Here is a 21538-nt window from a genome sequence, read left to right as displayed (position 1 = left end):
GAGCGGCGGCTCGGTCAGTCGACGACGAGCACACCGGCACGCAGCAGCACCGCGTACGCGTGCCGCAACGGCGGGGTGAGCACCGAGGTCACGGCACCGGTCACCGGGTCCGGGGCGGCCGACCGGACGGCGGAGGCGAACGACGACACCGCCGAGGCGGTCGAGAGCGCTGATAACGAAACGGTCACGACCACCACGATGACCGGTGTAGGTGTACAGCAGGTGAACGACTCGAACAGGCGAGGCGAACAGTGACCGATACCATCCGGACCGACACCACCGTCGAACGACCCCCGGCCCCGGACTCGCACCGAGCGGCCCTCGACCGGATCACCCACGGCTCCCGGTTCGCGATCCGGCTGCCCCTGATCGGGGACGTCGGCGTCCCCCGCCCCGACCAGCTGGCCTACTTCGCCGCCCTCGGCCTGCTCGCCGCGCTCGAGGTGATCGACTGGCCCGTCGCTCTCGCGATCGCCGTCGGCCACACCCTCGCCGAGGACCAACGGCACCGGGCGCTGCGCGAGGTGGGCGAGGCGCTCGAAACCGTGTGACCCGCTGCGGTCAGGACCGCAGGTGCGCGAGGACCGCGAGCACCCGGCGGTGCCCGCTGTCGGACGCCGACAGCCCGAGCTTGGCGAAGATGTTGCCGATGTGCTTGCTCACCGCGGTGTCGCTCACGACGAGTTTGCGGGCGATGTCGGTGTTTCCGAGCCCCTCGGCCATGAGACCGAGCACCTCGGATTCCCGCGGGGTGAGGGTGCGGATCGGGTCGTCGGCGCGGCGCCGGCTCATCAGCTGCGAGATCACCTCCGGATCCATCACGGTGCCGCCGTCGACCACCCGGTGGAGGGCGTCGACGAACTCCTCGACCTTGCCGACCCGCTCCTTGAGGAGGTAACCGACCCCGGACGCGCCGCCGGACAGCAGCTCCCCCGCGTACCGGTCCTCGACGTACGCGGACAGCACCAGCACCGGGAACCCGGGGTGCCGCCGGCGCGCCTCGATCGCGGCCTTCAGCCCCTCGTTGGTGTGCGTCGGCGGCATCCGCACGTCGAGCACCGCGCCGTCCGGCGGGTCGGCCTCGAACGCGGCGAGGAACTTGTCGGCGTCGTCGACGGCGGCGGTCACCTCGATACCCACACTGCCGAGCAGCAGGGCGAGGCCTTCCCGCAGCAGCGCGTCGTCCTCCGCGATCAGAATCCGCACGGCAGTTCCACCTCGAGTCTCGTCGGCCCGCCGAGCGGGCTGTCCAGCGTCATCGTCCCCTCGAACGCTGCCACGCGGCGCCGGATCCCCGCCACTCCGCCGCCCGCCGCGTCGACGGCCCCGCCGATACCGTCGTCCCGGACATCGATGACCAGCGCCGCACCCAGCTCGTCGTCGCGCGTGGACAGGGTCACCCGGACCTGCCCGGCGCCACTGTGTTTGGCGACGTTGGTGAGCGCCTCCGCGATCACGAAGTAAGCCGCCGCCTCCACCGCGGCCGGTGCGCGCCGCAGCCCACCGGTGTCGAGGATGCACGGCACGCTGCTGCGGCCGGCGAGCGCGGAGACGGCCCCGCCGAGACCGAGTTCGTCGAGGATCGGCGGGTAGATGTCGTGGACGAGGGTCCGCAGCTCCGACAGCGCGTCCGACGCCGCGTCCTGCGCCCGCAACAGTTGCGGCAGTGCCTGGTCGGGTGCGACCCGCAGCGAGCGTTCCGCCAGCCCCAGCATCATGACGACGGCGACGAGCCGGTTCTGGGCGCCGTCGTGCAGGTCGCGTTCGATGCGGCGCAGTTCCGCGGCATGCGCGTCGAGGGCGGCGGCCCGGCTCACCGTCAGCGCCGAGATCCGTTCGGACAGTTCGGTTTCCCGCCCCGGCGCGAGGAGCGTCCCGGCCAGCCCGGCGATACCGCGGGCGAGGGCCGGGATCCCCCACCACGCCAGCATCACGTACCCGACCCCTACCAGCGGCATCCCTGCCGCACCCCACCACGAGGTGACCGGGTAGATGTTGCTCACCGGCTCGTCCGGCGGCAGCGCCTGCCAGTAGAACAGGATCGCGAAGGAGTTCACGGCCGCGAGCGGGAGAACGATCGCGAGAAGCCCGGACGTGAGCGCCGCGACGGAGTGGACCGCGACCCACCCGAAGTCGCGGCGCGTCGACGGCGCGGTGAGCAGTCGGCGCAGGTCGCCGAAACCGGGGCTGTCGGGGACGGTCGGATACCGTTCGGCCACGTCCCGGCCCGAGTAGGCGGACGATCGTCGCCGCGCCCGGCCCGCCCACCATCGGAGTGCCTGCACGTAGGCGGGCACCGCGAGCCAGCCGACGATCAGGATCAGCATCGACCCGACCACCAGCCCGACCACGAGGAAGCAGAGCGACACGACGGCGGCACCGGCCTCGACCACGAGGAAGCGGACGGCGCGCCACCGCTCGTTCAGGCGTTCGGTCCACTGCACCACCCCAGCATGCCGCACGACAGCGGCGCTGTCGGTAGAGCCGGCTACACCATCGATCGGGTACCGCACGGGATGTTCTGCGGCGTCGCCGATTCCTAGCGTTGTCGCCATGACCTCCTTCACCTCTCCCCTGCCCCCGGTGCAGAGTCCCCCGCAGTCGGCGGTCCGCCTCGCCGACGTGAGCAGGACGTACGGTTCCGGGCGCACGCAGGTCACCGCGCTCGACGCCGTCAGCCTGTCCCTCGCCCCGGGCAGTTTCACCGCGATCATGGGGCCGTCGGGCTCGGGCAAGAGCACGTTCCTGCACTGCGCCGCCGGCCTCGACCGGCCCACCCGCGGGTCGGTGTGGCTCGGCGACACCGAGATCAGCGCCCTGAAGCCCAAGGCCCGCACACTCTTCCGTCGCGATCACATCGGCTTCGTCTTCCAGGCGTACAACCTCATGGCCGCGCTCACCGTCGAACAGAACGTGACGCTGCCGCTGCTGCTGGCCGGCCGCCGCGCGGACCGCGCGCACCTCGACCACGTGCTGGACGCGGTCGGCCTGGCCGACAAGCGCGGCCGGCGCCCCGCCGAGATGTCCGGGGGTCAGCAGCAGCGGGTCGCGATCGCGCGGGCGTTGATCACCCGGCCGCACGCGGTGTTCGCCGACGAGCCGACCGGCGCACTCGATTCCCGCACCGGACGCCAGGTGCTGGACCTGTTGCGCCACACCACCACCGACCTCGGCCAGACGATCGTCATGGTCACCCACGATCCGGTGGCCGCCGCCCACGCCGACCGGGTGCTGTTCCTCGCCGACGGCCGTCTCGTCGGGCGGATGGATTCGCCCAGTGCCGCGGCGGTCGCCGACCACATGACCCGTCTCGGGGAGTGGTGAGCATGCGTCGTTCCCGTCTGCCGCGTCTGGCGCTCGCGAACGTGCGGCAGCGGCGGGGCAGTTTCGCGGCCGTGTTCGTCGCCGTGTTCTGCGCGGCGGCCCTCACATGCGGGCTGGCCGTGCTGTTCGAGTCCGGGATCCGCGGCGGCGTCACCCCGCACCGGTACGCGGGGGCCGACGTCGTCGTCGGGGCACCCCAGGCCCTGGACGTGCGCGAGGACGTCGACCAGCCGTTCGTCGAACGCGCACTGCTCCCCGCCTCGGCGGTCGACGACCTGTCCCGGATACCGGGGGTGCGGGCCGCGGTCGCCGACCGCACGGTGCCGCTGTCCACCGACGACGGCCGTCTGCTCGGCGCACATCCGTGGTCGTCGACGGTCCTGGCGCCGTACACGCTCACCGACGGCCGCGCCCCCGTGGCGTCCGACGAGGTCGTGGTGACCGGCAACGACACGGTCGGTGACCGGATCACGTTGCGCCACGGTGGTATCGGTGACGAGTACACCGTCGTCGGGGTCGTGTCGGCCCCGCAGCCCGAGCCCGTCGACCGGCCGGCGACGGTCTTCCTGTCCGACGCCCGGATCGGTGACCTGTGGCCGCACGGAGACGGGGTCGCCGCGGTCGGTCTGCTCGCCGCGGACGGGGTCGACGCGTCGTCGCTCGCCGTCCGCGCACGGGATGCACTGCCGGGACTCGACGTGGTCACCTACACCGGTGACGCGCGCGGCGACGTCGAGTTCCTCGATGCCGGCGCCGCCCGCAGCGAGTTGATGGCGCTGGCTGCGGCGTTCGCGGGCGTGGCGATCCTCATCGCGATGTTCGTGGTGTCGAGCACCCTGTCGCTGTCGATCCAGCAGCGGCGCCGCGAGTTCGCGCTGCTGCGGGCGACGGGCGCGACCCCCGGCCAGGTCCACCGACTGGTCGGCACCGAGGTGCTGCTCGTCGCGGGCGCCGCCGCACTGCTGGGTACCGCACCCGGCTACGCGCTCGCCCGACTCCTGCACTCCCGGTTCGTCGACGCGGGGGTGCTGCCGTCGGACTTCGCGCTCGCGGTGGGTCCGATCCCCGCCGTCGTCGGCGCCGTTCTCGCGCTCGTGACGGCCCGGATCGCGGGCGCGGTCGCCGCCCGGCGTCCGGCCCGACTCGATCCCACCGAGGCGCTGCGGGAATCCGCGGTCGAACCGACCACCGTCGGCTGGGGTCGTCTCGTCACCGGGGTCGTGTTCGGCGCCGGCGGCATCGCGACGTCGCTGTTGCCGATGGTGCTGCCGGGTCCGGCGGCGATCGCCGGTGCCGGTGCGTCGGCAATGCTGCTGGTGATCGCGGTGGCACTGCTGGGCCCGGTCCTCGTCGGCGGTGCGGTCCGCTGGTTCGGTGGCCCGCTGCGCCGCAGTGCGTCCCCGGCGTTCGTCCTCGCCGCCGCGAACGCGGGCGCCCGGTCGCGGCGTCTGGCGTCCGCGATCACCCCGCTGGCGTTGGCGATCGCGATCGGCGCCGTCCAACTGTTCACGCAGGACACCGTGTCCGCGGCCGCCGACGACCAGTCCCGCAACGGCATCACCGCGGACCTCGTCGTCACCGCACCGGCCGGGTTGTCCCCGGCACTGATCGACGACATCTCCGCGAACGGCGCTGTCCGCGAGGCGAATCCGATTGCCCGGACCACCGCCCTGTTCACCACCGGTGGAGAAACGCCGACCACCGAGACGTACCCGGTCCAGGGCATCGACCCGGCCACGACCGCATCCACCCTCGACCTCGACGTCCGCGACGGCGACCTGGGACGGCTGCGGGACGGCGCCGTCGCGCTGTCCACCGACGCGGCGTTCGCGATGAGCACCCGCGTCGGCGGCACCGTCACGCTGCGACTCGGCGACGGCACCCTCGTCACCCCCGAGGTGGTCGCGACGTACGGGCGCGGTCTCGGCTTCGGTGACGTGACCCTGCCCGTGTCGCAGGTGCTCGCGCACACCACATCCGGCCTGGGCGACACCCTGCTGGTGTCCGCGCACCCCGGACGCATCGACGAGGCGCACGCCGCGATCACCGCGCTCGGTGGTGTCGCCGTCGCCGACCGGGGCGAGTTCGCGGCCGCCGGCCAGGACCAGCGGCGCATGCAGTCCGGCGTGAATCTGGTGGCGCTCGTCGTGCTGCTCGGCTACCTCGCGGTGGCCGTCGTCAACACGCTCGTGCTGGCCACCGCCGAACGCGGCCGCGAATTCGCGCTGCTCCGCCTCGTCGGGGCGAGTACCCGGCAGGTGCGGGCGATGATGCGCACCGAATCGGTGATCGTCGTGACGGTCGCCGCGATCCTGGGCACGGTGATCGCGGCACCCCCGCTCGCGGGGATCGCGGTCGCGGTGTCCGGGCGCCCGATCCCCACGGTGTCCCCCACCGTCTACGGGCTGCTCGTCGCCGGCACCGTGCTGCTGGGCCTGATCGCGATCGCGATCCCCACCCGGACCGCGATGCGCGCCGATCCGGTCGCCGCGATCGGCACCCGCGAGTAGACGGTTAGGCTCGCCGTCATGACTTCCTTCGATCCCGCCGTCGTCGCCGCCGTGGCCCGCCACATGAACGACGATCACACCGGCGACAACCTGCACATCGTCCGCGCGTTCGCGGAACCGACCGCCACCGCCGCCCGCATGACGGGTCTCGACAGCGAGGCCGGCGAGTGGACGATCACCGTCGACGGCGCCGAGAAGACCGTGCGGGTGCCGTGGATCGGGCAGGTCACCGACCGGCCGTCGATCCGCGTCGAGGTCGTCGCCCTGTGTCAGGCCGCGTACGAGCGTCTGGGGATCGAGCCGACCGAGCACTGAGCCGGTTCCGGTTCAGCTGAACCCCATCACCCGGTCGCCCCACGCGATGCGCATGTCGTGTTCGGGGTCGACGACGAGGCTGTCGTGGTTGTCGATGAGCAGTGTCGACCGCGTCGCCTCGGTGTAGGGGGCCCAGTGTTTGGATCCGTCGAGGGCGGCCGGGACGGCGTGCCGCGCGAACGCGAGCCAGCGGCGCTGCACCCGTCCCGACACCTCGAGGGCGCTCCGGCGGCCCCCGAGCCAGAACGACGGGTCGGGGCTGAGGGTGCCGAAATTGCCGAACACGTACGGCAGTTCGGTGGCGTGCCCCGCCCCGACCCGGGCCGCCTTGAGCATCGGGGTGGCGTGGTCGAACCGGTACATCCACGTCGGCGAGTGCCGGCTGTGCGCGTCGGCCACCCACAGCGCCGGCATCCGGAACGCCGCATCCCGCGACAGTGCCAGCACCCCACGGGGTTTCGCGGCGTCCGGGTAGGCGGCGGCGATCTCGGCGAGCCGGGTCGGCGGCATGTCCGGGTTGTCGTCGGCCAGGCCGGCGAACATCTGCTGCACGGCCTCGGAACTGACCGGCAGCAGCGGTGAGCGCATGAACTTGAAGATCGACGCCTCGTCCTTGTTGGATCCGATGATGAGCGGGATCCGGTGCGAGTACCCCTTCTGGAACGCCGCCACCGGGTAGTGCGGCACCAGATCCCGGTCGACGACCGGCGCCATCGCCAGTGTCCCCGGCACCCGGGTGGGGATCTCGTCGACGAGCAGGTCACCGGCCTTCACCAGCTGTTCGACCGGCAGATCCAGCAGGTCCCCGACCCGCCCGGCCGGCAGATCCAGGATCTCGAGATAGCGGCGGGCGACGGTCGCGGCCCGCTGCGCGCCGTACACCGACGTCGCGGGCGGACTCTGCGCGATGGCCCGATGGAACAGGCCCTCGGCTCGCGGCACCGTCATCAACGTGGTGATCGACCCGCCACCCGACGACTCCCCGAACAGGGTCACCTCGCCGGGGTCGCCGCCGAACGCCGCGATGTTGTCGCGCACCCACTCCAGGGCCGCGATCTGGTCCCGCAGACCCAGATTCGACTCGAACATCCGGTCCGCCGTCGACAGCGACGACAGGTCCAGGAAACCGAGCGCACCCAGCCGGTAGTTGAACGTGACGAGCACGACGTCACCGCGTTCGACGAGCAACCGGCCGTCGTAGACGGGCTGCGCGGACGAGCCCAGACAGTAGGCGCCGCCGTGGATCCACACCATCACCGGACGCGCCACCCCGTCGGGGCGCGGCGCCCACACGTTGACCGTCAGGCAGTCCTCGTCGATCCGCATCGACGGGTCGAGCGGCACCGACGTGTCGTGGCCCTGCGGGGCCATCGCCCCGAACGCCGCGCAGTCGAGGACGTCGCTCCACGACTCCGGCGGCATCGGGCTACGAAACCGCAGGTCACCGGTCGGGGATGCCGCGTACGGAATGCCCTTCCAGGCGAAGACGGTGCCGTCGGCGTGCCCGCGGACCGGGCCGGCCACCGTGGCGGTGACGATCGTCTCCGGCTGCTCGGACAGTCCGGCGTCCAGTACGTCCACAGGTTCCACGGATCGACCTCCTGCCCTCCGTGCGCTGTATGCGCCGTGTGCCGCCGCATGCCAACGTACCAATCCGGCGGTGTTATGGTCGTTCACCGACACGGGGTGCTCCGCACAGAGCGGGGCTGAGATCACACCCGGAGAACCTGCATCAGGTAATGCTGACGAAGGGATGTCCACACATGACGACGTCTGTCCACGATCCGTCCGGATCCGGCTCCACCGCTCCGGCCGGCGCCCGCTTCACGGATCTGTTGTGGGAGCACACCGCGGACCTGCGGGCCGCGATCGACGACATGGAGTTCCTGCGCCGTCTCGGTGACGGCACCCTGCCGCTGGACGTGTTCCGCACCTACATCGAGCAGGACTCGCTGTACCTCACCGAGTACGCCAAGGCCCTCGCCCTGGTGGCCGCCACGTCACCCGATCCGCAGACCGCCGCGTTCTGGGCGACGTCGGCGGCGACCGCCGCGGTCGTCGAATCCGGGCTGCACGAGGACCTGCTGTCGAACGGTCTGCTCCCGGAAAGCGCCGGGGCACCGGAACATTCACCGGCCTGCCTCGGGTACGTGTCGTATCTGACGGCAACCGCGGCCACCGAACCGTACCCGGTGGCCGCGGCCGCGGTGCTGCCCTGTTTCTGGATCTACGCCGAGGTGGGGCGTCGTCTGGCCGCGAGCGCACACGACGTGCTGGCCGCCGACCCGTCGCACCCGTACGCGCAGTGGGTCACCACCTACGACGACCCGGCGTTCCACGAATCCGTCTCCACCGCACGACGACTCGTCGACGCGGCCGCCGACGCCGCGACGCCCGCGCAGCGGGACGCGATGGTCCGCGCGTTCGTCGTCGCGACCCGCTACGAGTTCCTGTTCTGGGACACCACGCTGCACCCGCAGCCGTGGCCCGCGTCGTGACCCGGGTGTCGCGGCCGCGCCGCCTGCTGACCGTGTCGGCGATCGTGGCGACGGCGCTGGGCACGGTCACCGCATGCAGCTCCGGCGATTCCGGAGACACGATCCGCTTCGCCCTCGACTGGACCCCGAACACCAACCACACCGGCCTGTTCGTGGCGTTGCAGGAGGGGTGGTTCGCGGACGCCGGACTCGACGTCGAAGTGCTGCCCTACAACAACACCTCCCCGGACACGCTCGTCGACGCCGGCAACGCCGAATTCGGGGTCAGCTTCCAGGATGCGGCGACGTTCGCGCGGGCCGCGGGCGCGCAGACGGTGTCGGTGCTGGCACCGCTGCAGCACTGGGCGACGGGGATCGGCGTCCAGGCCGACCGCACCGACCTCGCGAGCCCGAAGGCTCTCGACGGCAAGGTCTATGCCGGGTTCGGCGATCCCGGTGAGAGGGAGACGCTGCGCCAGGTCATCCGGAACGACGGCGGCACAGGCACATTCGACACCGTCGTACTCGGCACGTCGGCGTACGAGGCAGTGTACGGCGGCCAGGCCGACTTCACCGCGTCGTACTTCGCGTGGGAGGGCATCGAGGCCGCCCGCCGCGGCACCCCGATGCGCTACTTCCACTACACCGACTTCGGGTTCCCGGACGCGTACGCGATCGTCGTGAGCGGCAACCAGGGCTGGCTCGCCGAGCATCCCGAGCAGGCCCGCAGGTTCGTGCAGGCGCTGCAGCGCGGCTACCAGGTGGCCGCCGACGACCCCGATCGCGGCGCGCAGGCGCTGATCGACGCCAACCCGGGCGTCTTCACCGACGAGGCACTCGTCCACGAGAGTCAGCGGATGCTCGCGGCCGACTACATGAAAGACGTGGACGGACGGGTCGGCACGCAGACGCTCGAACAGTGGGCCGGCTACTCCGGGTTCCTGTTCCGGCACGGTCTGCTCGCCGGACCGGACGGGGCGCCGCTGACCGTCGAACCGGACTGGTCGACGTACTTCACCGATGAGTACAGCGCGTAGCGCCGTGCGCCGGTTGCTGCCGGCGGTCGTCGTCGCGGCCCTGCTGGTCGCCGCGTGGCAGATCTACGTGAGTGTCAGCGGCATCCGCCCGCAGGTGCTGCCGTCACCGGCCCGGGTCGCCGGCCAGGGCTGGTCGCACCGCGACGACATCGCCGTCCACGCGTGGGCGACGCTGCAGGTGACGCTGCTCGGGTTCGCCGTGTCCCTCGTGGTGGCGTGGGCGCTCGCGGTGCTCGTCGACTTCTCGCCGTGGCTGCGGCGGGCGCTGGTTCCGCTGTTCGTGGTGTCGCAGACGCTGCCGATCATCGCGATCGCCCCGTTGATGATCATCTGGTTCGGGTTCGGGCTGCTGCCGAAGATCCTGGTGATCGCGCTGGCCACGTTCTTCCCGATGGCGATCGGGCTGATCGAGGGGTTCGCGTCGGCCGACCGGGACGCCGGAGCCCTGCTGCGCGGGATGGGGGCGTCGCGGTGGCAGCAGTTCCGGTACGTGCGGCTGCCGTCGGCGCTCCCCCGGTTCTTCACGGCCCTGCGGATCGGTGTCACCTACGCGGTCGTCGGCGCGGTGTTCGCCGAATACGTCGGGGCCAGTGCGGGGCTCGGCATCTACATGAGTGTGCAGAAGAACTCGTTCCGCACCGATCTGGTGCTGGCCGCGGTGCTCGTGACCGCGACGATCAGCGTCGCACTGTACCTGTGCACGTTCGCGATCGAACGGGCCGTCGCCCCGTGGATCAGGCAGACGCACGAGGAGAGTCGCCATGACTGAGCCGATCGTCGCACTGTCGTCCGTCACCAAATCGTTCGGTTCCCGCCGCGTCCTCGACGGCGTCGACCTGACCGTCCGACCCGGCGAGTTCGTGTCGGTGATCGGGCCGAGCGGCTGCGGCAAGAGCACACTCTTCTCGATCGTGGCCGGACTCGCGGCACCGGACACCGGCACCGCGGTCGCCCCGACGTGCGCGCACATGCCGCAGAAGGATCTACTGCTGCCGTGGCGGTCGATCCTCGACAACACCACCCTCGGCCTCGAGGTGCAGCGGGTGCCGCGCGCCGCGGCCCGGGACCGCGCCGCGGAACTGTTCCCCCGATTCGGTCTCACCGGTTTCGAACATGCCCGGCCGCACGAGTTGTCCGGCGGAATGCGGCAGCGTGCGGCGCTGCTGCGGACCGTCGTGCAGGATCGGCCGGTGCTGCTGCTCGACGAACCGTTCGGTGCGCTCGATTCGCTCACCCGCACCGAAATGCAGACGTGGCTGCAGGACGTGTGGCAGCAATACCGGTGGACGGTTCTGATGATCACGCACGACGTGCGTGAGGCAGTGTTCCTGTCCGACCGGGTGGTCGTGTTGTCGGCGCGGCCGGCCACGGTACGGTGCGAGATGGTCGTGGATCTGCCGAGGCCACGCGCGTTGCCGCTCGTCACTGCCCCGGAGTTCGCGGCGATCGAACGCGAGCTGATCGCGGTGCTGCACGACGAATCGCGTCGCGCCCTGACCGAACAGGAATCGGCCCGCCCCCGATAATTCCGGTCGGTATCCCACCGGAAAAAATCCGATTAAATTCCCGACAAATAGAAACCAGTCGGTAGAAAAGTCGATGAAATAAATATTCGATAAACACTCGACGGATCGAGACTTCCTCGTTACGCTTTTGTTACGGCACTTCCGGAGAGGCGAATTCGCCCCGGGCGCCGATCAGAAGTTGAAAGCAAGGAAAACTCTCATGCGTCAGCACCGCGCTCTCTCCGTCATCGTCGGCACGATCCTGGCCGCCGGCACCCTCCTCGGCACCGCAACCGTCGCCACCGCGGCTCCGTCCACCGGATCGGTCCACATGTTCGGGTCGGTCGGCGGCGCCGTGCAACCGGTGTCCGGCGTCCTCACCTCGAGCTACGGCCCGCGCTGGGGAACCCACCACAACGGAGTCGACATCGGTGCCGGACTCGGCACCCCGATCTACTCGGCCGCCGCCGGCACCGTGATCAACGCCGGCCCCGCCGACGGATTCGGACAGTGGGTGCGGGTGCGGCACACCGACGGCACCATCACGGTGTACGGCCACGTCGACACCTACATCGTCGGCGTCGGACAGCGTGTCGCGGCCGGTCAGCAGATCGCAACGGTCGGCAACCGCGGCCAGTCCACCGGCCCGCACCTGCACTTCGAGGTCTGGGATCCCAGCGGCGCCCAGGTCGATCCGCAGGCCTGGCTGCGCAACAACGGTGTGGCGGTCACCTGGTGAGCACCGTGACGACGTCCGTCCTGGCGGCGACGGTCGCCGCGGCCGCCACGCTCGCACCGGCACTCACCGTCACCCAGGTCGCATCGGCGGCACCCGCCGGCACCGGGATCGTGTCGAACGGGATCGCCTGGACCGCGCACCCCGACGCGGGACCGGCGAATCCGCTGTCGATGCCGGACTACTGCACGCTCGGCGCCGTCGGCACCGACACGCTCGGCAACAAGATCGCCATCTCCGCCGGGCACTGCGTGTCGGCGGTGGCCGGCGGCGCCACCGAATACCCCGACGGGGCCACCGTCTACCGGTTCGGGGCGTCCGGGACCGAAGATCCGATCGGCACGATCGCCTACCGGGACCCGCACGTCGACTACGTCGTCATCACCCTGAACCCGAACGCTGTCCTGTCCGCAACCGGCCCGGACGTGCGACTCGACGGCATCGGGACACCCACCCTCGACGGCACCCTGTGCAAGGCCGGCGCCCGCACCGGCGTCACGTGCGGTCCGATCCTCGCGCAGGCCGCCACCCGGATCGCCTCCGCTGTCGCCGCGAACGGCGGCGACAGCGGAGGACCCGCCTACATCGACGGCGGCCGACTGGTCGGCATGGTCCGCGGCCCGTTCGAGTTCATCGACTTCGCCGCCGTCCTCGCGAGCATCGCCGCCCAGCCGAATCCGATCGGCCAGGGATTCACCGTCACCCCCTGACCGCTGTGCGCCTTTTTGGTAGTCGGGGCTACCAAAAAGGCGCACGGGTGCGGAGCGCCTACACCATGTCCATCACCGCGAGGTGGCTGAACAGCATCGACGTGCCGATCGGGTTGCCGCCGCCGGGGTAGACGTAGCCGCTGGGTGCGGCCATCGTGTTGCCGGCCGCGTACAGGCCGGGGATGGGGGTGCCGGACGTGTCGAGGACGCGTGCGGCGGTGTCGGTGCGCAGGCCGCCCTTGGTGCCGAGGTCGGAGATGCCGAACGCGGCCGCGTGGAACGGGCCCTGCTCGATGGGCACCAGCGGCGACGCCCCACCGGTGAACGCCCGATCGTAGGCTTCGTCGCCGCGACCGAAGTCCCTGTCGACGCCGGTGGCGGCCAGTTCGTTGAACCGGGCGACCGTGGCGGCCAGCGCGTCGGCCGGGACCCCGATCTTCGCGGCGAGCTCGTCGAGGGTGTCCGCCGAGTGCCACAGGCCGGCGTCGACGTACTTCTCGGTTTCGACCATCGACAGGTTGGTCGCCGCGATCGGCGGACGCGGCCCCTGCTTGTCGTCGTAGATCATCCAGTACGGCAACGTGACCGAACCGGCCTCCATCGCTGCGATGACGTCGCGGCCGAGCCGGTCGTACGGCGCGGACTCGTTGACGAACCGCTTGCCGTCCTGGGACACGAAGATGCCGCCGGTGAAGCACAGCGCGAACGCCGAGCGCCCGTCCGGATGTGTCAGGCCCGGCGACCACCACGCCTGATCCATCAGGTCGGTGTCGGCGCCGACGGCGATGCCCGCCTGGTGCGCCTGACCGAGGTTGCCCCACGGGCCCATCGTGTCGCGGGCGACACCGGGGACACCGTACTTCTGGCGCAGTTCGTCGTTGCCCTCGAAACCGCCGGCGGCCATGACGACGCCCTTGCGGGCGCGGATCGCGACCCGTCCGCCGTCACGTTCGACGATGCCGCCGACGACGGCCCCGTCCTCGGTGACGAGTTCGACCAGCGGACTGTTCAAATGGAGTGCCGCGTTGGGGTAGGTACGGATCGACTTGAGGAACCGACCGACCAGGGCCCGGCCACCGACGAGCATGTCCGGCAGCGGCGTGCCGATCCGGTCGAAGTCGAGCGGGCCACGGATCAGTTCGTGCAGGTCCCCGATCTCGGACACCGGCATCGGGGTCGGCATGGTGTGCCGCTGGCCGTCGTTGCGCGCCTTGGGTGCCTTGCCGTAGTAGTCGGGCCACGGCAGCATCTCGAACTTCAGGTTCTCGTCCTGCTCGAGGTACTCGACGAGCGGCGCGCCGCCGCGGACGTAGGTGTCCTGCAACTCGCGCGGGGTCCGGTCGCCGACGACGGCGTGGTAGTACTCGAGCGCGTCCTCGATCGTGTCGTCGGTGCCGGCCCGCTTCAGGACCGGGTTGGCCGGGAACCAGAATCCGCCGCCACCGGAGTAGGCGGTGGTGCCGCCGAACTTGTCGGTCGCCTCGACCAGGATCACGTCGAGTCCCTCACGAGCCGCGGTGTAGGCGCCGGTGACACCGCCCGCACCCGAGCCCACCACCAGCACGTCACATTCTTCGTTCCAGTCGACCATCGTCCACCCTTTCCGCGTGCGTCGCCGACAACCGTCGGCCCGGGTGTGATGGTAGGCACAGGGCGGCGGCCCGCCTCCAGGGTTCGTCCCGCTGAGAGGACACCCGGTTCAGCGTCCGGAACCGCCGCAGCCCCAACCGAGTCCGGCCAGATCGCGGGCACGGGAGAGGACGTCGTCGAGCATCTGTTCGGTGAGCCGTCCGGTGAACGTGTTCTGCTGGCTCGGGTGGTAGCAGCCGATCACGGTGAGCGCCTTACCGTTCGCGGTGTGGACGACGGTGGTGGCGCCGTGCCCGAACTTCGGTTTCGGGCGTGGGACGCTGCCGCCGGAGTGCCGGATCGCGCGCAGCGTCGCATCCCAGCCGTACGTGCCGAGCGCGACGACGGCCCGCACGAACGGCAGGATGTCGGCGAGTTCGGCGTCCAACCAGCCTGCGCAGCAGTCCCGTTCGGTGACCGTCGGCTTGTTGTCCGGCGGCGCACAGCGGACCGTCGAGATCATCCGGGCCCCGAACAGTTTCTGCCCGTCCCCGGTGAACTCGGCGGTCGGCTTGTTGGCGATACCGACCCGGTGCAGCGACCGGAACAGCCAGTCCCCCGACCGGTCGCCGGTGAACATCCGGCCGGTCCGGTTACCGCCGTTCGCGGCCGGCGCCAACCCCATGATCAGCAGCTTCGGGAACGTGTCGCCGTAGCCGGTGACCGGGCGCCCCCAGTACGGCTGGCCGGCGAACGACCGGCGTTTGGTCTCGGCGACGTCCTCCCGCCACTGCACGAGTCGCGGGCAGGCCCGGCACACGCTGACCCGGGCGTCGATCTCGGCGAGGCTGCCCGCACCGGCCGCCAGGTCGGCGACGTCGGCGGCCGACCGGGCGACGGGGGTGTCCGCGGCGGCGGGATCCTCCGGCCACCCGGTGCCCGGCGGCACCGGAGACGGGAACACCGCGCCGGTGCCGGGGTGGGGCAGCAACGGGCCGGTCATCGGAGCACACGCCTGAACATGCCTCGATTCAACCCGATCGGATCGCCGCGGTCCGCCCGGACTCGGCACAATCGACGCCATGCACACCGACGCCCCCGATCCCGCCCTCGCCGACACCGTCCGCTGCGCCCGGAACGTGGTGGTGTTCACCGGTGCCGGCATGTCCGCCGAATCCGGCGTCCCGACGTTCCGGGACGCGCAGACCGGGCTGTGGGAACGGTTCGCCCCCGAACAGTTGGCGAGCCCCGACGGCTGGGACCGTGACCCCGGACTGGTGTGGGCGTGGTACCAGTGGCGGACCGGACTGGTGCGCCGGGTGCACCCGAACGCCGGGCACCGGGCGCTGGCCGACTGGGCCCGCGGCACCGACCTGACGATCGTCACCCAGAACGTCGACGACCTGCACGAACGCGCCGGCAGCGCCGTGGCCGCGCACCTGCACGGCAGCCTGTTCGCCCCGCGCTGCAGCCGCTGCGCAGCCCCGTTCCCGTCGGACGGCGGACTCGACGTCGAACCCACCGGGCCGGTGCCGCCGCCGTCCTGCCCGGCGTGCGGTGGTGACATCCGCCCGGGCGCGGTGTGGTTCGGGGAGAACCTGCCCTCCGACGCCTGGGACCGCGCCGAGAAGGCCGCCGCCGCCTGCGACCTACTGCTCGTCGTCGGCACGTCCGCGGTGGTGTACCCGGCCGCCGCACTGCCGCTGCGCGCCCTCGACTCCGGCGCCACCGTCGTCGAAATCAACCCGCAGGCAACCGATCTCAGCGACCACGTCCAGTATTCGTGGCGGACGACCGCCGCCGTCGGACTACCCGCGCTCGTGGACGCCGCTCAGCGGGGCCGGTCAGACCGGACCGAGTGACGACGGCGGCATCAGGACCGTAATGCCCGCGCTCTGCTCCATCTCTGCGAGCAGGTCGCCCCGATCGAGAAGGCGGTCCGAGGACTGCACCACGTACTCACTGGTGAGCGTGTGCGAGTTCGTCTGGTCACCAGCCGAATCGAACACTGCGATGCACGCGTGCGTGTGCGTGAGGTCGTGGCGCGCCCAGTACCGGATCCCGTCGAATCCGGCCGCGTGCAGCGCCTGCGCCCACGCTTGCGTGAGCGGATAGTCGATCGTCGTGGAGATTTCGGCGGTGACACCGAACTTGATCGCAGCATTCGCTGTGACATCTGCCAGAACCAGGTCCCGGCCGATGTCGAGCGTGGAGATCGCGCGTGTGGCGACAGTCGTATGCGAGATCATCCGGACGCCGGCCCATGCTTCGAGCAGTCCGACGATCTCCGACTCCGCGAGATAGCAGGTACCGGACGGGTCGGGTAGGTCGAAACGGTTGTCGAGTGAACTACCGAACCACCAGGGATTCAGTTTCGCCGCGTGCGTCCGGTACACAACTGTTCCTGCGGGAACCACCAGATGGGGGAACTTACCGCGGGGTGCACTCGGCGACGGCGGGACGGCCAGATGCTGACTCGCTCGCGGTGCAGTCACGATGCGAGTCGTCCCGCAGCCTGCTGAGCGAGAGTCACCACAGCGTCCCAGTCACCGTCCACCAGCGCCTGATGTGGGGTTCTGTCACCGAGTTCCGGCTGTGTCGTCGACAGCCACGACGCAATCGTCCAGCTGTCCATCTCGGCCGTCGCCCATGCCGTCAGGGTCTCTTTCACTCCTCGGTGCGGGCGGTGCGGTGTCGTCTCGGTGACGCCGCCGGACCAGTACCCGAACGTGCCGTCCTCGGCTTCGAGGCGCAGAACACGGTGCGCCTGCACGGCCTGGCTGAGCGCCTGCTTCGACCAACCGGTGATGTCGAGCATCTGCCGCGGGGTCAGGATCGGCCCGATGTGCGCTTCCCAGACACGACGCGCACGGAGGTTCGACAGCACCTTCGCAACGCCGGCCTTGACGTACTGGGCGTCGGCATCGTCGAGTTGCTCGGCGGCCATTCCGCTGGCTTCGAGCTGATCGTCCACGACCTGCTTCAACGGCATGCTCATGCCACCATCGTGACCCGGTCAACCCGTCAAGTCAACCGGTCAATCATCACATCCACGCGTCGTGGACGCCGCTCAGCGCTCGTAGATCGCCTCGATGTGCCCGGCGAAGCGGTCGGAGACCACGTTCCGCTTGATCTTGAGAGTGGCGGTGAGTTCCCCGGCTTCCTCGGTGAGGTCGCGGGGCAGGATCTCGAACCGTTTGATCGCCTCGGCGTGCGAGACGGTGGTGTTGGCGTCGTCGATCACCGCCTGCAGGGCGGCGCGCAGGTCGGCGTCGTCGATCAGGTCCGCGACGGTCGCCGTCGCCGGTTTGGCGTTCGACGTCTTCCAGTGCTCGAACGGTTCCGCGTCGACGGTGAGCAGGGCGCCGACGAACGGGCGCCCGTCACCGACGACGACGGCCTGCGAGATCAGCACGTGCGAGCGCAGTCGGTCCTCGAGCGGGCCGGGTGAGACGTTCTTGCCGCCCGCGGTGACCAGAAGATCCTTCTTGCGCCCGGTGAGCACGAGATAGCCGTCGGCATCGAGTTCACCGAGATCACCGGTGCGCAGCCAGCCGTCGTGCAGCGCGTCGGCGGTGGCCTGCTCGTTACGCCAGTAGCCGTCGAACACGACCCCGCCGCGCAGTTCGATCTCGCCGTCGGCAGCGATGCGGACGGTGTTGCCCGACAGGGGCCGGCCGACAGTGCCGATCTTCTGCTGCCGGGGCACGTTGACGCAGTGCGCCGCCGTCGATTCGGTGAGGCCGTAACCCTCGTAGACGGGGATGCCGGCGCCGCGGAAGAAGTGCCCGAGCCGCGGCATCAGCGCGCCACCACCGGAGATCGCCCACCAGCATTCGTCGCCGATCGCGGCCCGCAGCTTGCGGTAGACGAGTCGGTCCGCGACGGCGTGGAGGGCCTTCAGCCGACGGGACGGGCCGCCCGCGTCGAGGGCCTCGCTGTAGGCGACGGCGGTGTCCTCGGCGAACCGGAAGATCTCCCGCGGGATGCGGCCGCCCCGGTCCGCGGACGCGGCGGCCGCGTCACGCACCTTCTCGAACACCCGCGGCACCCCGAGGATCACGTGCGGGCGGAAGCGTTCGAACTGCCCGGCGACGGTCCCGAAGTTCGACCAGTGTGCCTGCATCCCACCGGCTTCGAACATCGCGAGGGACACCGCACGGGCCAGGACGTGCGCGAGCGGTAGGAACGTGAGCATCCGATTGCCGGGGCGCGCCACCTCACCGATCGACGCATTGAGGATGCCGCGCACCTCCGACAGCAGGTTGCGGTGGGTGAGGATGCAGCCCTTGGGGCGGCCCGTGGTGCCGGATGTGTACACCAGCGACGCCAGGTCGTCGGCACGGATCCCGGCCAGCCGGTCGGCGATCACCGCGTCGTCGACGCCGGCACCCTCGGCGATCAGCGTGTCGACGGCGCCGGCCTCGATCCGCAGCACCCGCCCGATCCCGGTGTCGTCGAATCCTGCTGCATGCGCATCGGTTTCGACGATCGCGAGAACCGCGCCGGAATCTCGAACGATCCAGTCGATCTGGTCGGGCGACGACGAATCATAGATCGGCACCGACACCGCGCCGGCCGCCCAGATCGCGAAGTCGAACAGCGACCACTCGTACCGGGTGGGCGACAGCAGCGCGACCCGGTCCCCCGCACCGACACCGGCGGCGACGAGCCCCTTGGCGACCGCAGTGACCTGCGCCGCGAACTCGGCGGCGGTGACGTCCACCCAATCGACGCCGTCGGGGCGGGAGAACACCACCAGGTCGGCTCGGCGGCGAGCGTGCTCGAACACGGTATGGACGAGCGCGTCGTCCTGGGCGACAGCGAAGTCGGCGGCGGTGCCGTATTCACGCATGGGCGTCATCTCCAAGTCGGGGGGTGGCGGGCAGGTCGACGGGGTCCTCCGCGTTCCGGAAACGCCGCAGAATGTTCGCGAACTGGGCGATCTCGTCCGGGGACCAGCCGCGCAACCGGGCGCGGACCTCGTCGAGCCGCCGGGTGTCGGCGACCGCGAGCACCTCGACACCGTGCGTGGTCAGCCGCAGCGGGTAGCCGGTGCGCAACGATCCGGGCTCGGCGAGCGCCCACCCGGAGTCGACGCATCCGCGCAACTGCCGGGACACCGTCGAGCGGTTGAGCCCGAACGCCTCGGAGATGTCGGTGGCCCGGCATCCCGGATGCCGGGCGATGTACGCGAGCAGCGAGTGCTGCGCGAACGACGGACCGCCCGCGGTGTCGCGTCCTCCGGCGACGAGCGCCCGCGCCAACTGCACCAGCTCCGCGTGCACTGCGGACGTCGGATCGACCACCGGTTCGTGTTGCACGGTGCAACTGTACGCCCGCCGGGTTCGCCCCGAACGTTCGCCGTCGAGTGCCCGATGACCAGCGGTGGCGCGTCACACGTGGGATATTCACCGGGGAAGCTGCCGCCGATTCAGGTGAGGAGGCTCGGACCATGCCCGAGAAGACGAACACCGGTCGCGACCGGTGGCCACACGGACGCGGCGTGCGCGGCCGGAGAACACTCGTGCTGGGAACTCTGGGGATCGCTGCGGCCCTGACCGCCACCGGATGCAGTGCCGACCAGGACTCCACCGCGGCACACCCGGCCCCCGAGACCACCACGGTGCAGGCAGCGGCCGGAGCACTCGCGGCCACCGTCGGCACGGACGGCTGCGCCACGGGCGAGTTGCAGGTGACGCTCGGCCAGGCGCAGGGTGCGGCCGGCTCGTCGCTCCTGCCGCTCGTGTTCACCAACACCGGCACCCGCACGTGCGTGCTCGACGGATTCCCCGGCGTCTCCTACGTCCAGGGCGGACCCGACGGCACCCAGGTCGGGGCCGCCGCGACCCGCGAAGGCCCCTCCCACGGGACGGTGACCCTGGCCCCGGACGCGGCCGCGACCGCGCAGGTGCGGGCCGTGAACGTCGCGAACTACCCGGCGGAGGCGTGCGCGTCGACACCCGTCGCGGGACTACGCGTCTACCCGCCGAACGACACCGATCCGGTGTTCGTGCCGTATGCGACGACAGGCTGTTCGGCGACCGGCGACAGCATCGACCAGTTGTCCGTGCAGGCCGTGACCGGGTGAGGGCCGCCGCCCGACCGTGAGGTGGCGAAACCTGGCACGATACCGTAGACGCCGTGTCCGAGTTCTCGAACAGATTCGCCGGTGGCGATTTCGATCGCACGATCGGTGACGCGTGGGGAACGTGTCGGGTCCGTCTCGCCGACCGGATCGCATCCGCAACCGTCGACGACCAGGTGATCGTCGAAACGGTGTGCGAGACGGACGACGCCGACGGCCGCATGCCGTTCGTGCAGTGCCACATCATCGACGGCCCCGACGGGCCGCTCGTGCGCTGCGGCATCCCCACCGACCTGCATCTGCCGCCGTGGCGGCGCCTGTCCGACACCGACTGCGCCCGCCTGCACGCGCAGGGCTGGACGCAGCCGGCCGACGACGACACCGCCGCCGAGTTCTCCTTCGTCGTGGAGAAGTCGCCGCGCTGGGCGGACCAACTCGCCTCGATGATCCTGTCGGTGTTCCGGGAGACGTGGGCGGTGCCGCACCCGAGTTTCCTGTCGTCCCAGCACCTCGGGGAAGACGGGGCGACCGACCCCGATGCCGCCGCGAGCACCCCGACACCCACACCGCTGGACCGGTACGTCGCGATCCGCCCCCGCGACACCGACCACCTGCGGCAGGTGATCGCACACACCCTCACCGACATGTACGGGCAGGAACCCGAACGCGACGCCGACGGCGACATCGTGCTGCGATTCGGGTCCGCACTCGCCCTCGTCATCGCGAACGAGGCCGCCCCCGAGATCCAACTGTGGGCACCCCTGGTCCGCGACATCGCCGGACGCACCCGTGCTTCCGAACTGATCGGCGACCTCAACCGGCGCTGGCCGCACCTGCGATTCGCCCTGTACGAAGACCGCCTGCGCGTCATGATCGACCTGCTCGCCGACCCCTTCGTGCCGCAACACCTCGCCGACCTCGTCGAACACCTCGGCGAATTCCTCGGCGGCGTCGACGAAGAATTCGCCTCCCACTTCGGCGGATACCTGCACTTCCCGCCCGCACCCGACACCGCCGAAGGCGCCGCACCGGCACCGGCACCGGCGGTCACTCCGGCTGTGCAAGCCTCGGACACACCGATCGCCGAACCGCCACGGCCCGTCCAGGAGCCCATCCAGCCGTCACTGTTCGACGACCTCGAGGACTAGTGGTCGTCGGCGTTAGTTCGTCGGGGGTTCAGCCCCACGCGGTCGGGTCTGCGAGGTAGAGGCCGCAGGCGGTGTCGAGAGCGTCCTCGGCGGTGCCGGCGCCTTGGCCGGTGGGCAGG

Annotated in this window: 22 protein-coding genes, 1 pseudogene and 1 riboswitch; of the genes and pseudogenes, 13 read left to right on the top strand and 10 right to left on the bottom strand. The window is 70.8% G+C overall.

The features are described from left to right. Positions 1-14: 14 nt before the first annotated feature. Positions 15-83 carry an Rv1535 domain-containing protein gene (locus E0497_RS21110; RefSeq protein ID WP_370654908.1) on the bottom strand — a complete coding sequence of 23 codons (69 nt, stop codon included), beginning with the start codon at positions 81-83 and terminating at the stop codon, positions 15-17. 168 nt (positions 84-251) lie between these two features. Between E0497_RS21110 and E0497_RS15475 the strand changes: the two genes are divergently transcribed. Next, complete coding sequence (locus tag E0497_RS15475) at positions 252-551, top strand: hypothetical protein (RefSeq protein ID WP_421958352.1); 300 nt, start codon at positions 252-254, stop codon at positions 549-551. 10 nt (positions 552-561) lie between these two features. Here E0497_RS15475 and E0497_RS15470 read toward each other — a convergent pair whose 3' ends face one another. Next, complete coding sequence (locus E0497_RS15470; RefSeq protein WP_137725685.1) at positions 562-1206, bottom strand: response regulator; 645 nt, start codon at positions 1204-1206, stop codon at positions 562-564. Next, positions 1194-2444: a sensor histidine kinase gene (locus tag E0497_RS15465; protein ID WP_137725684.1), complete on the bottom strand. Its 1251-nt coding sequence runs from the start codon at positions 2442-2444 to the stop codon at positions 1194-1196. Before E0497_RS15465 ends, E0497_RS15470 begins: the two co-directional genes overlap by 13 nt. 109 nt (positions 2445-2553) lie before the next feature. Here E0497_RS15465 and E0497_RS15460 point away from each other — a divergent pair, with 109 nt between their 5' ends. The 3 genes from E0497_RS15460 to E0497_RS15450 are packed head-to-tail and all read left to right on the top strand — an operon-like array spanning position 2554 to position 6149. Further along, positions 2554-3324, top strand: a complete 771-nt coding sequence (locus E0497_RS15460) for an ABC transporter ATP-binding protein (protein ID WP_137725683.1) — start codon at positions 2554-2556, stop codon at positions 3322-3324. A 2-nt stretch (positions 3325-3326) separates the two neighbouring features. Further along, a complete protein-coding gene (locus tag E0497_RS15455; protein ID WP_241665920.1) occupies positions 3327-5834 on the top strand; it encodes an ABC transporter permease in 2508 nt (835 codons plus the stop codon). Between the two features lie 18 nt (positions 5835-5852). Further along, positions 5853-6149, top strand: a complete 297-nt coding sequence (locus tag E0497_RS15450; RefSeq protein WP_137725681.1) for a DUF2470 domain-containing protein — start codon at positions 5853-5855, stop codon at positions 6147-6149. 12 nt (positions 6150-6161) lie between these two features. On the opposite strand, the gene E0497_RS15445 is transcribed toward E0497_RS15450, so the two are convergent. Then, a complete protein-coding gene (locus E0497_RS15445; protein WP_137725722.1) occupies positions 6162-7709 on the bottom strand; it encodes a carboxylesterase/lipase family protein in 1548 nt (515 codons plus the stop codon). A 112-nt stretch (positions 7710-7821) separates the two neighbouring features. Continuing rightward, a riboswitch (TPP riboswitch) is annotated at positions 7822-7920 on the top strand. On the opposite strand from E0497_RS15445, the gene E0497_RS15440 reads away from it, so the two are divergent. From E0497_RS15440 to E0497_RS15415, 6 genes and pseudogenes are all read left to right on the top strand, one after another. Continuing rightward, a complete protein-coding gene (locus E0497_RS15440; RefSeq protein WP_137725680.1) occupies positions 7913-8647 on the top strand; it encodes a TenA family protein in 735 nt (244 codons plus the stop codon). Its footprint overlaps the riboswitch before it by 8 nt. A gap of 26 nt (positions 8648-8673) precedes the next feature. Next, entirely contained in the window at positions 8674-9663 is a 990-nt protein-coding gene (locus tag E0497_RS15435) for an ABC transporter substrate-binding protein (RefSeq protein ID WP_421958353.1), read from the top strand. Then, positions 9647-10432, top strand: coding sequence for an ABC transporter permease (locus E0497_RS15430; RefSeq protein ID WP_137725679.1), 786 nt, complete (start codon positions 9647-9649; stop codon positions 10430-10432). The genes E0497_RS15435 and E0497_RS15430 overlap by 17 nt, the downstream gene beginning before the upstream one ends. After that, positions 10425-11189 (top strand): ABC transporter ATP-binding protein, encoded by a 765-nt coding sequence (locus E0497_RS15425; protein WP_137725678.1) that lies wholly within the window; start codon positions 10425-10427, stop codon positions 11187-11189. Before E0497_RS15430 ends, E0497_RS15425 begins: the two co-directional genes overlap by 8 nt. Positions 11190-11520: 331 nt before the next feature. Beyond that, a pseudogene (locus E0497_RS15420) lies at positions 11521-11907 on the top strand (M23 family metallopeptidase); the annotation flags it as partial. Between the two features lie 5 nt (positions 11908-11912). Further along, complete coding sequence (locus tag E0497_RS15415) at positions 11913-12614, top strand: S1 family peptidase (RefSeq protein ID WP_241665919.1); 702 nt, start codon at positions 11913-11915, stop codon at positions 12612-12614. Between the two features lie 58 nt (positions 12615-12672). Here E0497_RS15415 and E0497_RS15410 read toward each other — a convergent pair whose 3' ends face one another. Further along, entirely contained in the window at positions 12673-14205 is a 1533-nt protein-coding gene (locus E0497_RS15410) for an FAD-binding protein (RefSeq protein ID WP_137725676.1), read from the bottom strand. A 108-nt stretch (positions 14206-14313) separates the two neighbouring features. Then, positions 14314-15186, bottom strand: a complete 873-nt coding sequence (locus E0497_RS15405; RefSeq protein ID WP_137725675.1) for a uracil-DNA glycosylase — start codon at positions 15184-15186, stop codon at positions 14314-14316. Positions 15187-15265: 79 nt separating this feature from the next. On the opposite strand from E0497_RS15405, the gene E0497_RS15400 reads away from it, so the two are divergent. Continuing rightward, a complete protein-coding gene (locus E0497_RS15400; protein ID WP_137725674.1) occupies positions 15266-16045 on the top strand; it encodes an NAD-dependent deacylase in 780 nt (259 codons plus the stop codon). Here the strand turns inward: E0497_RS15400 and E0497_RS15395 are convergent. The 4 genes from E0497_RS15395 to E0497_RS15380 all read right to left on the bottom strand — a co-directional run bounded on the left by E0497_RS15395 (position 16028) and on the right by E0497_RS15380 (position 19507). Beyond that, positions 16028-16678, bottom strand: a complete 651-nt coding sequence (locus E0497_RS15395) for an RES family NAD+ phosphorylase (protein ID WP_241665918.1) — start codon at positions 16676-16678, stop codon at positions 16028-16030. The two genes, E0497_RS15400 and E0497_RS15395, sit on opposite strands and share 18 nt — an antisense overlap. Further along, entirely contained in the window at positions 16675-17181 is a 507-nt protein-coding gene (locus E0497_RS15390; RefSeq protein WP_137725673.1) for a hypothetical protein, read from the bottom strand. The genes E0497_RS15395 and E0497_RS15390 overlap by 4 nt, the downstream gene beginning before the upstream one ends. A gap of 72 nt (positions 17182-17253) precedes the next feature. Next, positions 17254-19038, bottom strand: a complete 1785-nt coding sequence (locus E0497_RS15385) for an AMP-dependent synthetase/ligase (RefSeq protein WP_137725672.1) — start codon at positions 19036-19038, stop codon at positions 17254-17256. Continuing rightward, on the bottom strand, positions 19031-19507 hold the full coding sequence (locus E0497_RS15380) for a MarR family winged helix-turn-helix transcriptional regulator (protein ID WP_137725671.1): 477 nt from the start codon (positions 19505-19507) through the stop codon (positions 19031-19033). The genes E0497_RS15385 and E0497_RS15380 overlap by 8 nt, the downstream gene beginning before the upstream one ends. Before the next feature lie 131 nt (positions 19508-19638). Here E0497_RS15380 and E0497_RS15375 point away from each other — a divergent pair, with 131 nt between their 5' ends. Both E0497_RS15375 and E0497_RS15370 read left to right on the top strand, forming a co-directional pair. Next, positions 19639-20274 carry a DUF4232 domain-containing protein gene (locus tag E0497_RS15375; RefSeq protein WP_137725670.1) on the top strand — a complete coding sequence of 212 codons (636 nt, stop codon included), beginning with the start codon at positions 19639-19641 and terminating at the stop codon, positions 20272-20274. 53 nt (positions 20275-20327) lie between these two features. Further along, positions 20328-21419: a T3SS (YopN, CesT) and YbjN peptide-binding chaperone 1 gene (locus tag E0497_RS15370; protein WP_137725669.1), complete on the top strand. Its 1092-nt coding sequence runs from the start codon at positions 20328-20330 to the stop codon at positions 21417-21419. The last annotated feature ends 119 nt before the right edge of the window (positions 21420-21538 follow it).

Source organism: Prescottella subtropica (assembly GCF_005434945.1).
Lineage (GTDB): Bacteria > Actinomycetota > Actinomycetes > Mycobacteriales > Mycobacteriaceae > Prescottella > Prescottella subtropica.
The sequence above is the reverse complement of the archived record's forward strand: the minus strand, read 5'-3'. Positions and strand labels throughout refer to the sequence as shown.

Bases quoted from the DNA above. Each gene is read 5' to 3' on its own strand.
- E0497_RS15460 (WP_137725683.1), top strand. From the start codon at position 2,554: ATGACCTCCTTCACCTCTCCCCTGCCCCCGGTGCAGAGTCCCCCGCAG.
- E0497_RS15455 (WP_241665920.1), top strand. From the start codon at position 3,327: ATGCGTCGTTCCCGTCTGCCGCGTCTGGCGCTCGCGAACGTGCGGCAG.
- E0497_RS15450 (WP_137725681.1), top strand. From the start codon at position 5,853: ATGACTTCCTTCGATCCCGCCGTCGTCGCCGCCGTGGCCCGCCACATG.
- E0497_RS15440 (WP_137725680.1), top strand. From the start codon at position 7,913: ATGACGACGTCTGTCCACGATCCGTCCGGATCCGGCTCCACCGCTCCG.
- E0497_RS15430 (WP_137725679.1), top strand. From the start codon at position 9,647: ATGAGTACAGCGCGTAGCGCCGTGCGCCGGTTGCTGCCGGCGGTCGTC.
- E0497_RS15425 (WP_137725678.1), top strand. From the start codon at position 10,425: ATGACTGAGCCGATCGTCGCACTGTCGTCCGTCACCAAATCGTTCGGT.
- E0497_RS15410 (WP_137725676.1), bottom strand. From the start codon at position 14,205: ATGGTCGACTGGAACGAAGAATGTGACGTGCTGGTGGTGGGCTCGGGT.
- E0497_RS15405 (WP_137725675.1), bottom strand. From the start codon at position 15,186: ATGACCGGCCCGTTGCTGCCCCACCCCGGCACCGGCGCGGTGTTCCCG.
- E0497_RS15400 (WP_137725674.1), top strand. From the start codon at position 15,266: ATGCACACCGACGCCCCCGATCCCGCCCTCGCCGACACCGTCCGCTGC.
- E0497_RS15390 (WP_137725673.1), bottom strand. From the start codon at position 17,181: ATGAGCATGCCGTTGAAGCAGGTCGTGGACGATCAGCTCGAAGCCAGC.
- E0497_RS15385 (WP_137725672.1), bottom strand. From the start codon at position 19,038: ATGCGTGAATACGGCACCGCCGCCGACTTCGCTGTCGCCCAGGACGAC.
- E0497_RS15375 (WP_137725670.1), top strand. From the start codon at position 19,639: ATGCCCGAGAAGACGAACACCGGTCGCGACCGGTGGCCACACGGACGC.